General features: G+C 41.8%; 11 protein-coding genes. 2 read left to right on the top strand and 9 right to left on the bottom strand.

Translation table 11 applies throughout. The annotated features are described in order from the left end of the window. Positions 1-26 precede the first annotated feature (26 nt). From F1E73_RS10905 to F1E73_RS10870, 8 genes are all read right to left on the bottom strand, one after another. Positions 27-1,298, bottom strand: a complete 1,272-nt coding sequence (locus F1E73_RS10905) for an adenylosuccinate synthase (protein WP_150451915.1) — start codon at positions 1,296-1,298, stop codon at positions 27-29. Positions 1,299-1,314: 16 nt separating this feature from the next. Beyond that, positions 1,315-1,770: a Fur family transcriptional regulator gene (locus F1E73_RS10900; RefSeq protein WP_086477375.1), complete on the bottom strand. Its 456-nt coding sequence runs from the start codon at positions 1,768-1,770 to the stop codon at positions 1,315-1,317. Positions 1,771-1,812: 42 nt separating this feature from the next. Continuing rightward, the gene (locus F1E73_RS10895) at positions 1,813-4,017 is read right to left on the bottom strand and encodes a RelA/SpoT family protein (RefSeq protein WP_086477374.1); all 2,205 of its coding nucleotides are present in this window, start codon (positions 4,015-4,017) and stop codon (positions 1,813-1,815) included. Between the two features lie 44 nt (positions 4,018-4,061). Continuing rightward, complete coding sequence (locus F1E73_RS10890) at positions 4,062-5,294, bottom strand: M48 family metallopeptidase (RefSeq protein WP_086477373.1); 1,233 nt, start codon at positions 5,292-5,294, stop codon at positions 4,062-4,064. A 59-nt stretch (positions 5,295-5,353) separates the two neighbouring features. Next, positions 5,354-6,163 (bottom strand): TrmH family RNA methyltransferase, encoded by an 810-nt coding sequence (locus tag F1E73_RS10885; RefSeq protein WP_086477372.1) that lies wholly within the window; start codon positions 6,161-6,163, stop codon positions 5,354-5,356. A 189-nt stretch (positions 6,164-6,352) separates the two neighbouring features. Beyond that, positions 6,353-7,651 (bottom strand): amidohydrolase family protein, encoded by a 1,299-nt coding sequence (locus F1E73_RS10880; protein WP_150451914.1) that lies wholly within the window; start codon positions 7,649-7,651, stop codon positions 6,353-6,355. A gap of 13 nt (positions 7,652-7,664) precedes the next feature. After that, positions 7,665-10,616 carry an amidohydrolase family protein gene (locus F1E73_RS10875; protein ID WP_150451913.1) on the bottom strand — a complete coding sequence of 984 codons (2,952 nt, stop codon included), beginning with the start codon at positions 10,614-10,616 and terminating at the stop codon, positions 7,665-7,667. Between the two features lie 138 nt (positions 10,617-10,754). Continuing rightward, positions 10,755-11,822, bottom strand: a complete 1,068-nt coding sequence (locus tag F1E73_RS10870) for a DUF3810 domain-containing protein (protein ID WP_086477369.1) — start codon at positions 11,820-11,822, stop codon at positions 10,755-10,757. Positions 11,823-11,894: 72 nt separating this feature from the next. Here F1E73_RS10870 and F1E73_RS10865 point away from each other — a divergent pair, with 72 nt between their 5' ends. Further along, positions 11,895-13,355, top strand: a complete 1,461-nt coding sequence (locus F1E73_RS10865; protein ID WP_150451912.1) for an aminoacyl-histidine dipeptidase — start codon at positions 11,895-11,897, stop codon at positions 13,353-13,355. 128 nt (positions 13,356-13,483) lie between these two features. Further along, on the top strand, positions 13,484-13,942 hold the full coding sequence (locus tag F1E73_RS10860; RefSeq protein WP_086477367.1) for a CBS domain-containing protein: 459 nt from the start codon (positions 13,484-13,486) through the stop codon (positions 13,940-13,942). 131 nt (positions 13,943-14,073) lie between these two features. Here F1E73_RS10860 and F1E73_RS10855 read toward each other — a convergent pair whose 3' ends face one another. Further along, complete coding sequence (locus F1E73_RS10855) at positions 14,074-15,174, bottom strand: peptidylprolyl isomerase (protein WP_086477366.1); 1,101 nt, start codon at positions 15,172-15,174, stop codon at positions 14,074-14,076. Between the last annotated feature and the right edge of the window lie 147 nt (positions 15,175-15,321).

Raw genomic sequence — 15,321 nt, 5'->3', positions numbered from 1 at the left:
GCCATCTCTAGGATGGCTTTTTAGTGTTATCTGTATATGGTCTGGGTCCTGTCTGGCCCAACGGATACAATTTTGATGGGGACTTCCAATTCCTTTTCCAAGAAGGAAATGTAGTCCAACAGGGCTTTTGGAAGCTCCTCGGCCTTGCTCATCTTGGTTAGGTCTTGTGCCCAACCTTTCATTTCGGTGTACACCGGGGTTACATGTTCTGGTTCTATGTTGTAAGGGAAGTGTTTTATTTGGGTTCCCTCATAATTATAGGCAGTACATATTTTTAAGGTTTCGAATCCACTGAGGACATCGGCCTTCATCATCATCAATTCTGTAACTCCATTTATTTCCACGGCATATTTTAAGGCAACAAGGTCTAACCAACCACAACGTCTAGCCCTTCCGGTGGTAGCGCCAAACTCGTTTCCAATACGGGCCATATTCTCTCCATTTTCATCGAAAAGCTCGGTGGGGAACGGTCCGCTACCTACCCTAGTGGTATAGGCTTTAAAGATACCCTTCACCTCCTTTATTTTATTGGGAGCTACTCCTAAACCGGTGCAGGCACCTGCTGCAGTAGTGTTAGAAGAGGTTACAAACGGATAGGTTCCAAAGTCTATATCCAGTAAGGATCCTTGGGCTCCTTCGGCTAAGATCTTTTTTCCTTCACGTTGGGCGTTAAATATGTACTCCTCGCTGTCTATAAAGGTTAGTTTTTTCAACTCCTCTACAGCTAGGAAGAAATCTGTTTCCAACTCTTTTAGGTTGTACTGGATGTCTACGTTGTAAAAGGCAATCATAGCCTCGTGCTTATTAGCCAAAGCTCTATATTTCTCTTTCCAATCAGAAAATTCTAGATCGCCAACACGTAAGCCGTTCCTTCCTGTTTTGTCCATGTAAGTGGGGCCTATTCCCTTTAGGGTAGATCCTATCTTGGCTTTTCCCTTGGAAGTTTCCGAGGCCGCATCCAATAAACGGTGGGTAGGAAGTATCAAGTGTGCCTTCCTCGAAATGAGAAGTTTGGATTTAATGTCTAGGTTAAATCTCTTTAAGTTGTCTAGCTCTTTCTTGAATATAACGGGATCGATAACCACACCATTGCCTACAATGTTGATAGCGTTCTTGTGAAAGATACCCGATGGGATAGTGTGTAAAACATGTTTAATTCCATCAAATTCCAGCGTATGACCTGCGTTGGGTCCGCCTTGGAAACGTGCAATAATATCGTATTCCTTGGTTAAAACATCCACTATTTTCCCTTTCCCTTCGTCTCCCCATTGGAGTCCGAGTAGTAAATCTACTGCCATTCTTTATGTAATTGGATTAATTATTTGTGTTCTCTTCTTTATTTCGGGTCCCATAAAAATAGAGGGAATGTGTATTGATCTTTATATCAAAAATTTCCTCTATGGTTTGTTTAATTGCTTGGATACGGGGATCGCAGAATTCCATGACCTCCCCAGTATCGGTTAAAATCACATGATCGTGATTTCTATCAAAATAGGATTTCTCATATTGAGCTTGGTTCTTCCCAAATTGATGTTTCCTTACCAATTTGGATTCCAATAAAAGCTCAATGGTATTGTACAATGTAGCCCTACTGACCCTATAATTCTTATTTTTCATTTTGATGTAGAGCGACTCTATATCAAAATGATCCTCACTTTTATAGATTTCCTGTAGAATGGCATAGCGCTCCGGTGTCTTTCTGTGTCCGTTTTCCTCAAGGAAAGCAGTGAACACACCTTTTACAATTTCTTGATTATTATTGTCCCCCATAAAAAAGTACCCTGCATTAAAATACAAATGTACAGTTAAAATTTAAATTCTGGATATTTTATCGATGCCGTTGATCTGCTTTAGCTTTTCTATAACCCTTTTTAGTATAATATTGTTTTTTACAACAAGAGTTATCCGTCCGGTAAAGGTACCTCCGTCCGTGCTAAAGTTTAAATTACGCATATTGACATGTAAATTCCCTGAAATAACAGCTGTGATATCACTGATTAATCCTAAGTTGTCTATTCCGGTCAGTTTAATCTCAACAGTAAATTCTTCCTGGGAAGAATCGATCCATTTGGCAGAGATGATCCGATAGGCATAATTGGACTGAAGGGATATGGCGTTGGGGCAATTTTTCTTATGCACCTTAATGCCTTCGTTAACACTTACAAACCCGAACACTTCATCCCCAGGTATCGGGTTACAGCACTTAGAAAGTTTATATTCTAGCTTATCTTCTTCCTTTCCAAATACAAGGGTGTCAAATTTATCGGTAATCTCCTCCTTGTTAACATCGACTGGGGCAGGGGTTCTCCGAATCTTATTTTTGAAGAAGCTGATAAAGGCATTGCTATAAGAAGCAGCAAAGTCCTTGATCATCTGATTATCTATTGCGCCTATAGCTACCCTATAGAACAAGTCTAGGCTGGTCTTTAGCTTAAAGTAGATAACCATTTTATTAATGGTATCCTCGTTTAAGTTAATTTTCTGGGATTTAAGTTTACGCCTAAGTACTTCCTTCCCTTCCATGGCCGCAATTTTCTTCTCCTCGCGCAAAGAAGATTTAATTTTGGACCGGGCCCTAGCCGTAGTAGCATAGTCTAACCAGCTTTGATTTGGGGAGGCAGATTTTGAGGTGATGATCTCTACCTGATCTCCACTCTGAAGCGTGGTGTTTAACGGAACCAATTTGCCGTTTACCTTGGCGCCCCTTGTATGCATGCCTACTTCCGTATGGATGTTAAATGCGAAATCTAGTGGGGTAGCTCCCTTGGGCAGCGATTTTAACTCTCCCTGTGGGGTGAAGACAAAAATCTCCTTGGAATATAGGTTTAGTTTAAACTCTTCAACAAAATCTACCGCATTAGAATTGGCATTCTCCAAGGCTTCCTGAAGCTTATTTAGCCAACCTTCAATTCCCTGTTCCTTTTGATCACCGTGTTTGTATTTAAAATGCGCGGCATATCCCTTTTCGGCGATCTCGTGCATTCTTTCACTTCTAATTTGTACCTCTACCCATCTTCCTTTAGGGCCCATGACGGTAATATGTAGGGCTTCATAGCCGGTAGATTTGGGTGAGGAAATCCAGTCCCTTAGTCGCACTGGATTGGGAGTGTAGTGATCGGTAACGATGGAATAGATCTTCCAAGCGATAAACTTTTCGTTGTGCCGGTCCGACTCATAGATAATTCGAAGGGCAAACTTATCGTAAATTTCATCGAAGGTTACATTCTGAACCTTCATTTTGCGGCGAATGGAGAAGATAGATTTCATTCGCCCCTTTATTTGATAGTTGAGGTTTTCCTTGTCTAAAGAATCCTTGATAGTCTGTGAAAAGGCGTCTATATAGGCCTTTTGGTCTTCCTTAGATTCTTCAATTTTACTTAAGATATCGGCATAAACCTCGGGTTCCGTATACTTTAGACTAAGGTCTTCTAATTCTGTCTTAATATTGTATAGCCCTATTCTATGTGCCAAGGGGGCATAGATGTATAGGGTTTCGGACGCAATTTTTACCTGTTTGTGCTCTGGCATGGAATCCATGGTGAGCATATTGTGGTAACGGTCCGCAATTTTTATGATAATAACCCGTACATCATCATTCAGCGTTAAGAGCATTTTTCTAAAATTCTCTGCCTGCTGGGAGATGTTCATGTCCTTGTTAAGGTGGGCAATCTTGGTGAGTCCATCAACAATACGAGCTACGGTTTCCCCAAACATACGCTCAATATCCGCTAGGGTATACTCCGTGTCCTCCACCACATCGTGCAAAAGGGCAGAAGCAATGGAGACCGCATCTAACCCTATTTCGGAGGCTACAATTTTAGCAACCGCTATGGGATGGAAAATATAGGCTTCCCCAGACTTCCTTCTTTGGTTTTTATGGGCATCCACGGCAACGTCAAAGGCAGAGCGTATCAGTTTCTTATCCTCATCGGTAAGGGTCTGATAGCTTATGCGAAGCAACTCCTTGTATTGCTTGGCAATCTTTTTATTCTCCTGTTCTATTGCAGCTTCGGTCATCATATCTTAAATTTAATACAAACTGAAACAAAACACAACAAAATCTATGCCTTTAAGTTTCTAATCCGTGCTATTAGCGGAGGATGAGAGTAATGCATAAAAACATAGGCGGGATGTGGTGTTAGGTTGCTGAGGTTATTTTTGGATAATTTTTTTAGGGAACTAATCAACGGCTGTGGAGACAAGGTTTCCTTGGCATAATTGTCTGCCTGATATTCAAAAGCCCTAGACATCATATTCATTACTAGACCAGTTATTTCCGAAATGGGACTGTATAAAATTCCGAAACCTATCAGTGCTGCGTGGAAACTAGGCTGGGTAACCCCAATTGCCAGCGAGATCCCAGGTGTATTAATAAATATGGAAAGCACGTAGAGGGTTAGTCCCGTTAGCAAAAGGGAGATAATGAGGTTGTAAATGATATGTTTCTTTTTGTAGTGACCTACCTCATGGGCCAGGACGGCCACTATTTCTTCTTCTTCTAAATCATTGATTAACGTGTCGTACAGCGTAATTCGCTTTTCCCTTCCAAAGCCCGAAAAATAGGCGTTGGCTTTGGTAGAGCGTTTAGAACCATCAATAACAAAAATATTCTTTATCTCAAATCCAACTTTATTGGCGTATGCCTCTATCATCTGTTTAAGGCTACCGTCTTCTAAGGGAGTCTGCTTGTTAAAGATAGGGACAATGAGTCTGCTATAAAATAAATTCATGAAGAGGGACACTGCGGCCACCAATATCCAGGTGTAGATCCAAAAATTGGTGCCAGCCCATTCAAAGAATAGTATAATTAAGGCCAGTATTCCACCGCCTAGAATAATGGTCATGACCCATCCTTTAGCCTTATCTAACCAAAATAATTTTTTGGTGGTCTTGTTAAAACCAAACTTTTCTTCGATCACAAAAGTACGGTAATAGGAAAATGGTGTTGTGAGTATATCATTCCCAATGGTAATAATTCCGAAAAATAGCAATGCGGTGACGATGGAGCTGGAACTTATGCTTCTGGCAATAGAATCTACCCATTCAAATCCGCCTAAAATTAAAAATGCTAAGGTAACTATTAGGGAGAACGAGGAGGTAATCCACGCAAACCTATAATTGGTCTTTTTGTATTCTTGGGATTTCCGGTATTCCTCCTTATCAAAGACATCGTTCAGTTCTGGTGGAATACTATCGTTGGATCGTTTTGCATTTAGATATTCCAATCCCCGGTCTATGATAAACTGGATGATTAGAATGGCAATGATACTATAGAAAAGAATATGGGTGTTCATTTTAATTAAATGGAATTTTATGGATTGCAACGCAAGATAGGAGCTTTTGATGGCTGCCGTTAGGGCGTTCGCTGTCTTATGGCCTCAAATATAAGTATTGCTGCCGAGACGGAAACATTCATAGAATCTATTTCACCCTGCATAGGAATGATTATATTTTGGTCAGAATTTTGTAGCCACTCCTCCGATAATCCAGTAGCCTCCGTACCCACCACAATGGCCGTAGGGGTTTTAAAATCTACTAAGGTATACGCCTTGGAGGCAGATAGTGCTGCACAGTATATGCCGATGTCCTTGTTGTTGAGGTATTCAATTACCTCTTGGGTGGTACCTAGGGCAATTGGGGTGGTGAATAAGCAGCCTACACTAGAGCGAATAATGTTGGGATTGTAGAGATCACCTTTGGCATTGGCAATAATCACTGCATCTAATCCCGCAGCATCTGCTGTTCTTAGGAGTGCCCCAATGTTCCCAGGTTTTTCGGGGGCTTCTGCAACTAAGATTAATGGATTCTTTTTCTCTAGCTTTAGTTGTTCTAGCGAATGGCCTTTAGTTTTGCCAATGGCTAAAACTCCCCCAGTTCCTTCCCTATAAGCCAATTTCTTAAAAACCTCCTTGGAAATGGATATTAATTCGGGTGGGGAGTCTATCGTTTTTAGGTGTTCCAAAACAGTTTCCCTAGAAAATAATTCGGGATAATAAAAAAGAGTTTCTAGTTGATAGTTGCCCTTTATGGCCAGCTCCAATTCTTTAATTCCCTCAATCACAAAGCGTCCCTTTTTCTTTCGCTCTCTCGATTTTTCCAATAAAACCAGCGTTTGTTTTACCAGTGGATTCTGAACGCTGTTAATTTCCTTTGTATAGCTCATTGTGACAAAAATAAGCTATTGATGGCAATTATCATGACCAAATTCCCACGCTCCATTCCCTAGAATACGGTAACCGAAATGGAGTAGTACGCCAAATAATGGTTGGGGGAGGCAAGGAGGGAACAATAAAAAAAGGCTTGGAATCACCTACGGTCTCCAAGCCCTTTTTATAATAACTATCTAAATAGATTACTTGCTTTCATATTTCCCCATATACCTTTTCCATAATTTGGTCTGGTGCGTTTCTAGGGAGATGTCCCTTCCGTCTATAAAGGCGCGAGACAATTGGTTGGTGCGCATGTCTAGGGCATCCCCTTGAGAAATGAAAAGGGTAGCGCTTTTACCTACTTCCAAGGTTCCGTAGTCTTGATCTATTCCCAGAATTTTTGCCGGATTGGAGGTGATAAGTTTCAGTGCTTCCTCTGGAGACATACCATGCTGTACTAATTGACCTGCGTAAAACGGTAGGTTTCTGTTTTGGAAATTCATGGCGCTCATGTTTTGCATGGCTACCAAGAGGCCGGCATCCGACAAGATCTTTGGAATCCTATAAGGCAGGTCGTAGTCATCATCATCGTGTCTGGGCAGGTTGTGGGTTGCCCTTACCAAAACAGGAATCTCATGTTGCTTAAGGAAATCAGTGATCTTATATGCGTCATATCCGCCTACTAATACCACATGTTTAATTCCCAATCCTTTAAGAGTGGTAATGGCGTCCATAATTTCTTTCTCGCCATCGGCATTCACATATAATTTTTGCGTGCCTTCAAACAAGCCTTGGGAAGCACTATAGGCAGGATGGTGCTCCGCATTGGTGCTTTTGCCATAGGCTTCGGCACTTTTGAGGAATCGCACAATAGTTGCCGTCTCCGTGGGGTATTCCTTATTGGGTTTATATGCCCGGTCTTCACCTAGCCACCAACGGCCCTGCTTAAAGCTGTTGGGCCAGTTGAGATGTATGCCGTCATCTACTTTTACAACGGCATCTTCCCAATTCCACGCGTCAAACTGCATAACGGAAGAGGATCCAGAAATAGTACCTCCTCTAGGGGCAACCTGCCCTAGGAGGATTCCGTTGGGACGCATGCTCTCTACTACCTTGGATTCGGCATTATAGGCGATAAGACTTCTAACGTGCGGAGTTAAATCCCCTATCTCTGCCCGGTCATTGGTAGCTCTTACCGCATCTACTTCTATTAGCCCTAAAGAAGTGCTAGTAGCGATAAATCCTGGGTATACGTGTTGTCCTTTGGCATCTATCACCGTACCGGTTCTAGCAATTTTTGTGTTGGCGTCGCCCACAAAGGTGAGTTTGCCATTTTCAAACATGATTAAGGAGTTTTCAATAACCTCCCCGTTGCCCAAATGGGCAACGGCGCCCTCAATGCTAAATCCTGTTTTTTGCTCGGATGCTGGTGTTTGTTGGGCATAAATGGGAATGGCACACAGTACGAGTGCTATAATTATAGTAAGTTTAATATTTTTCATTTTGTATCGGTTTTTAAAGGCTGTCACAATGAAATTCTTCTTTATTGCTCTTCTTTGGTTCTTGGGTGGCGTTGCCTTTTTTCTTTTCCTTAAGCATTAAATTGATCAATTTGGCTTTCTCTTCCTTAATGGCTTCCCTTTGTTGCTTGTCTTTTTCCAAGTCAAAATAGACTGCTCCGTCTATCAAGGTTTTCTCTGCCTTGGAGTAAACAGACAATGGGTGGTGGCTCCACAGCACTAGATCTGCATCCTTACCTTCCTTAATACTACCTACTTTATCATCTATGTGTAAGAGTTTTGCCGGATTGATGGTTACTGTTTTCCAAGCTTCCAACTCGGACATTCCACCGTACTTCACGGTTTTTGCCGCTTCCTGGTTTAGTCTTCTAGACATTTCCGCGTCGTCACTGTTAAGCGCAACGGTCACTCCTTGGCTCTGTAGAATAGCTGCGTTGTACGGGATGGCATCGTTCACCTCATACTTATACGCCCACCAGTCACTAAAGGTAGATGCACCTGCCCCATGGGCCTTCATTTTATCTGCTACCTTATATCCTTCCAAGATATGGGTGAAGGTGTTTACGGTAAAGTTGAATTTTTCGGCAACTTTCATCAGCATATTAATTTCACTCTGCACATAGGAGTGACAGCTAATGAAACGCTCCCCATTCAAAATTTCTGCTAGGGTTTCCATTTCTTCATCCACTCTATAGGGCTCCCCACTTTTCTTCTTGCGGTCGTACTCCTTGGCGCGCTCAAAATAATTGATGAATAGCTGCTCTACACCCATTCTACTTTGTGGGAATCTGCTGTAGCTACCCCAGTTAGATTGCTTTACGTTTTCTCCCAATGCGAATTTTATAAATTTAGGGGAGTTGTCATAGATCATATCTTCGGCGCTAGACCCCCACTTTAATTTTATTATAGCCGATCTTCCGCCAATCGGATTGGCAGAACCGTGTAATAGCTGGGCAGAGGTAACACCTCCAGCCAAGTTACGGTAGATTCCTATGTGCTCTGGATCCACTACATCTTCCATGCTTACTTCAGCGGTAGAGTTGTGTCCACTTTCATTAACGGATAAGAGCGCAATATGCGTATGCTCGTCAATAATCCCCGCTGTGAGGTGTTTCCCAGTGGCGTCTATTACGGTTGCACCTCTTGCCTTTAGATCTTTTCCAATCTTGTCAATCTTACCATTTTTAACCAGTACATCGGTGGCTTCTAAGATCCCAGCATCTTCACTGGTCCATACCGTGGCATTTTTAAACAAGATGGTTTCTTGTTTTGGTTTGCTGGCATAGCCGTATCCCATATTGGGGTAGGTTACGGGTTGTACCTCTGGTTTTGGATTTTGCTTTTCTTCTTTTGATTTTTCAGAGTGTGGCGCAGTTCTGTTGGCCGTAAAGCTAGTTTCTGTTCCATTAGGCAATATAAGCTTGCCTTTAATATCATTGGAAGCTGGATCTACCTTAGCTACCAACCTGTGTACTTTGTCTCCTTCTTTATTGTGGAAGGTTAAGTTTAACCACTGCTGGTCGTAATCTATGCTGGTGGTGCGCTTTTCACCGGCTTGCTTAATTTCTGCCTTAGGCTTGCTGGTTTCACCGCTAATAGAGAGGCTATACTCCTTACCTGCAGCAATTAGGTTATAATCTCCACGTATGTCTTTAAGATTTCTATCATTGATTATGTGTGGCTGTCCCTGTACCCAGTTTTCGTACAGCGTAGTACCTTTGTCAAAAATATCTCCAGAGGTTATTAGGAAGTTGGCATAACTGCCAGGCTGTAGGGAACCTATTTCCGCAGACTTTCCCAAGGTGGCTGCTGGTATAGTAGTCAATGCTTCTAAGGCCTTAGTTTTAGAAAGTCCATACTCAATAGCAGTGGCCAGTTTACTCTTGAATTCTGCGGGTGACTTTAGGTCGTGCAGGGTTAAGCTAAAAGTGATTTTATTTTTCTCTAAAACTTTGGGGTTAGAGGGGGCCTGGTTCCAAAGTCGCATATCCTTTAAGCTAATTAATTGGGCTTGGTAAGGATTGGATACGTCATAAGCTTTTGGGAAATTGATGGGAACAATTAAACTGGCATTGGTGGCCTTTATATCGGCTATGTTCTCATATTCGTTACCCCCAGCTAAGATTACGTAGGGGATATTAAAGGTGTTGCCTATTTTATTGGCACGTAGTATATGGTCTTTATCTCCCGCTTCAAATATTTGAACCAAGTCTTTATTGTTGAGTAAAGATTCCAAGGAGCGATCTTTGGTAGTCACGTTTCCTTTGGCGTACCATTCTGCATCGTAATACATTTGTCTCAAAAGGGCCAAGGATCCCATAAGGGAGCTAGGGTAGGATTGCGATTTTTCAACACTTCTCTTTAAGGAGAAATACTGAGCCGATTTGTCGTCCAAAATCCGTTCAGCATCATTTCCTTTGCCGTTTAAGGCGATGAGGGCGCCGGTACCACGGGCAATTCCGTCTTGAATGTGGGTGTTAACCGTTCCAAAACCTATCTTCCTAAGTTCTTCAGCTTTTTTATCATCGTATTTAAAAACTCCTATGGCATTGTTTTCGGGCATAATATGGTCGTTCCAATAAAACCCTTCCCTAGAAGGCTCATATTGTGCTGTTCGTCCGCGGCTAGATTCCCTTTTTGGTTGTTCTATTCCAAAATCGGAGTAAATATCGATAAAGGATGGATAGATAGACTTTCCTTCTAAATCAATGGATACTGTATTCTTGGGCAAACTCACAGATTTCCCCGCTTGTACCACCTTCCCCTTGTGGATAAGTAAGGTAGCATTGTTAAGTACCTGGGTAGGGGTAACGTAAATTTTGGCATTGGTTAAGGCGGTATAATTTTGGTCTTCTGCCTTAACACCATCATTTTTAGGGAAATAATCCTGTGCAAACAAGGAAATACCGCACCACATCGTGGCGAGGGCAAATAAGCGTAATTTCATAATGAAGCGTGTTAGTTAAATTAGTAGCGCTAAAAATAGCCCATCCCTTACGATAAAGTCAAATGTTTAGTTTTTTTTAACATTTGCAAGGGGTTGTCCATCCCGGTAGGGAGTTTTTTCTTTCACTTCAAGGAAGTGTTAAAGGGGAGTGTCTTGATAGTAATTTACCAAAAGGGTTACCACCGCATGGTAGCTCTGTATACCCTTGGTTTGGTTGTTAGCTTTTAAAAAGGTGTTAAAGATTGCTTTGAAAATAGGTTCAAGGGGATTCTCATGCGTATTCCAGAAATTGGAGACCTCTTGGTAGTTTTTTATTACCCCCGGATTTAACTGTTGATAGGCTTGGTCAAATAAATCCCGATCCCGTTTGGCTAAGTCGTTAAGGCAGTAACTTAATGCATAGGCATAGGCGGCATATTTAAAATAGGGGTCCTCGTTTTTAACGGTTACTAAGTAACCAATAAAGTTGGTTTCATTTTCGGCAGAATATCCCAGTTGGTGACCAATTTCGTGTCCGCTAATAATGGGGAATCTAAAATTTGGTAGTCTTCCATTGGCCTGAGCTTCATTGGTAAAGGGGTTTAGGTACCCTCCATAGCCCATGTAGGTTAGGGGAGTGCTAAAAATGGATTCTTTTATACTTGGTCTGCGGTAGGCGAACATGGGGAATTCCTTTTCCAATGTTCGGTAGCCGTCTAAAGTGATCTCGAAAATCTCCTTTTTACTATAGGGAATCGCTACCATTTTGGTGGTGTCACCAGTTATTTGAAAATGTATTGCATTGGTTTTTTCTACCAATCTATCTACAAAATCCACCAAATCTTGTTCGCTGTGTTGCTCTCTTAGCTCCAAAGTTTTGGCCAGGGGCTCCCTGTAATAATTTAGACCCCATAGCAAATGAAAACTAAAATAAGCTACGGAGGCCACCATGGTTATATCCCTTAAGAACAGGAGTGGCTTTTTACGGATCTGTTTGCGTTTTATAATAAGATATCCTACGGCCAGTAAGATGAGTAGGGCGTAGAGTAGGTCTCCCACAGAAAACGGGATCCATCCCAGAAGGGTGCGCCAAAAACCAGATAGTATGGGGTATAGGCCTTTACTGTAATATTTTTCTATAACCCCGGGGTAATTGCCCACCCATTTAACCAAAAGGATTTGCGGCAAAAGGGATAGGGCGATGAGGTTTTTGATTTTCTGTTCCATCTGCCCAAAAATAACCAATAATCTCGCTTAGTTATTTTTCTATCTGTATTTTTGGGGTTTAGACAGATAACTATGGGAAAAGAAATACGTGAATTGGAGCCAAAGGCGGTATGGAATAAATTTGCAGATCTAAATGCAGTGCCAAGGCCCTCCAAAAAAGAAGAGAGAGTAATTGCTTTTATGGTTGATTTTGGGAAGAACCTAGGATTAAACACCCTTGTAGATGAGGTGGGCAATGTAATTATAAGGAAGCCGGCCACCAAGGGAATGGAAGATCGCAAAACGGTTATTTTGCAATCCCACTTGGATATGGTACATCAAAAAAACAACGATACCGATTTTGATTTTGATACCCAAGGAATAGCGATGTATGTAGATGGCGATTGGGTTAGGGCTCAGGGGACTACCCTAGGGGCCGATAATGGCTTGGGAGTAGCTACTATCATGGCTATTTTGGAAAGCAAGGATATTCCCCACCCAGCCTTGGAAGCACTCTTTACTATAGATGAGGAAACTGGCATGACTGGGGCTAAAGGGCTTAAAGGAGGATTGTTAGAAGGTGAAATTCTCTTGAATCTGGATACGGAAGAAGATGATGAAATAGATATAGGATGTGCTGGAGGGGTAGACATTACCGCCAAAGCCAACTATAAGGAAGAGGAAGTAAACGAAGACACAAAAGCATTTATAATCACGGTAAAGGGGCTAAGTGGAGGTCATAGTGGTATGGATATTCATAAAGGTTTAGGCAATGCCAACAAGATTATGAATACCCTGATTTCGAAAGCTGCCGATGCGGTTGGTGTAAGGATTGCAGAAATAAATGGAGGAGGGTTAAGAAACGCTATTCCTAGGGAGAGCACCGCTTTGGTAACCCTTAGCGCTGCTGAGGTAGGGACCTTTACTGAGAATTTTCAAGGTTGGGTGCAAAGTTTCTCCAAAGAATACGCTGAAACAGAGCCAAGTTTAACGATAACTGCACAACCTGCAGAATCACCGCAGAAGGTAATGGGCAATAAGGCCCAAGAGCAACTGTTGCATGCCATACAGGAGGCGCATAACGGGGTGTATGCCATGAGTTCGTTCATGGAGGGCCTTGTGGAAACTTCCAATAATATTGCCAGTGTGGTAGTAAAGGAGGGGGAACTGAAAATAGCATGCCTAACCAGATCCTCGGTAGAGGCTGGGAAGAAAGAGTTGGCAGCATCTCTGAAATCGGTTTTTGAAAAGGCTGGATATAAAGTAACGTTAAGTGGGGACTATCCTGGATGGGACCCCAATCCGGATTCTGCTATTTTAAAAGTAATGCACGCCAAGTATGTAGATCTATTTAAGGAAGAGCCCAATGTGGTGGCTTGCCATGCCGGACTAGAATGCGGAATATTGGGACAGCACTACCCAGAAGTGGATATGATCAGTTATGGACCCACCATTAGAGGTGCCCACTCCCCAGATGAAAGAGCCAGTATTTCATCGGTACAGAAATTCTGGAAGTATACCCTGAGTATTTTGGAGGACATTCCAAAAAGCTAAACGGTGTTTAGACTTAGTAAGGATAAATGATAAAGGGGGCTCCTATGGAGGCTCCTTTATCGATTAATAACTAGGTTTTATAGACGAATTTTGCTATATTGTGTAGTAACATTAGAAACACTTTAAGTATGGCAGTTAAAAATTATCAAGGACCTAGAAGCGAAAAAGCACCGGAAGAGGTGCTATTACGTGTGCGCCACTATATGACCACTAAGTTAATTACCTTTAAACCGGAGCAATCCGTGGAAGAGGTGATTGAGGCTTTGTTGAAATATAAGATTTCCGGAGGGCCAGTGGTAAATGACCGCTATGAATTGGTAGGGATTATTTCTGAAGGAGATTGCATAAAGCATATCAGTGAGAAGCGATACCACAATCTACCAAGCGCCAATAGAACGGTGGAAAGCCATATGATAAAAAATGTGGAAACCATTGATGGCGATATGAATATCTTTGATGCCGCCAATAAGTTTTTGAATGAAAAACGCAGGCGTTTTCCCATTGTTGAAAATGGAAAATTGGTGGGGCAAATCTCGCAGAAAGATATTTTAAGAGCTACTTTAAGATTAAAATCCCAAAACTGGTAAGTGCGTTTAGGAACCTGATGGGGATATGTTTTCACCCAGAGGAATCATTATTAATTTATAAAAAAGAACCGCCACTGGATTGAATCACATTCCAGTGGCGGTTTAATATTTTTGCCTAGTGGCTATTTGGATTATTCGGTAATTTCTAGATCGAATACCAAATCTGCATTAGGTGGAATTACATTTCCGGCGCCAGCTTCACCATACCCTAAATGGGAGGGGATGAAAAGACGTACCTTATCACCAACCTTCATATTTAATAAACCTTCTCTAAAACCGGCAATCAACGGTGCCTCTGGACTGTAATCCATAGGGATGGCTTGGTATCCTCCACCTTGTTTTCTGGCAGGATTAAAAGCATTGTATTTTACTGCTACCTCTTCGTAGTTACTATCAAATAAAGTACCGTCCGATAAATATCCTGCGTAAAAAACATTTACTTTTTGTCCAATGGTAGGTTTCTCCCCTTCGCCTTCCTTAATGGTATATACCTTTAATCCAGAGGGTAGTTCCTTGGCTTGTGGCTCTTGTTCGGAAAACTCTGCCACCATATCGCTAATTACTTTTTCCTTGGCTTTAATTTTCTCTTCTTCTTTTGCAAAGTAATCGCTCATTACCTTTACGGCGTCAAACTTCTTGGCTTCTTTGCCATTTCTAATAATTTCTACGGAATTCATTACAACATCGGTTACAGGTCTGTCTGCTTCTCCAGTTGCTACATTGGCAATAGAATCTATAACGTCTAAGCCTTCAACGACATTTCCAAATACGGTGTGTCTTCCGTCTAAAAATGGCGTCTCTTTGTGCGTGATGAAAAATTGACTTCCGTTGGTGGTAGGTCCGGAATTGGCCATAGACAGGATGCCCGCTTTGTCGTGTTTAAGGGAATCGTTAAACTCGTCTACGAACTTATAGCCTGGGTTTCCTCTACCGGTACCGGTTGGATCTCCTCCCTGAATCATAAAATCCTTTATAACTCTATGGAAAATTAGACCGTCATAATATTTCTTTCCTTTTAGGCTGTCACTTACAAATGGGCTGTTTCCTTCGGCAAGGGATATGAAATTAGCAACCGTTATCGGTGTTTTTTCATATTCCAATTTTAGAATTATATCTCCTTTGGTAGTGTTAATATCGGCAAATATCCCATCGCCCAATTCGGCGTGCTTACTAGATTTACAACTAGAGAGTGCTAAGGATAGGATTAGTAATAATAGGTATGCTTTTTTCATTTCTTGTGGTTTTTAATTAGAACTTTTATTGATTTTTAAGATGGTAATTGTGGTTTTGATAGGGACGTTGGTCCCAATTTTATTTTTATCCCCGTGATAGCCGTAGGCTAGGGAAGAGGGTATTAAAAATGTGGCGCTTTCCCCTTC

Source organism: Arenibacter lacus (assembly GCF_008711145.1).
In the GTDB taxonomy this organism is placed as follows: Bacteria; Bacteroidota; Bacteroidia; order Flavobacteriales; family Flavobacteriaceae; genus Arenibacter; species Arenibacter amylolyticus.
Note: the sequence above shows the minus strand (reverse complement) of the source record. Positions and strands in the feature narration are given on the sequence as shown.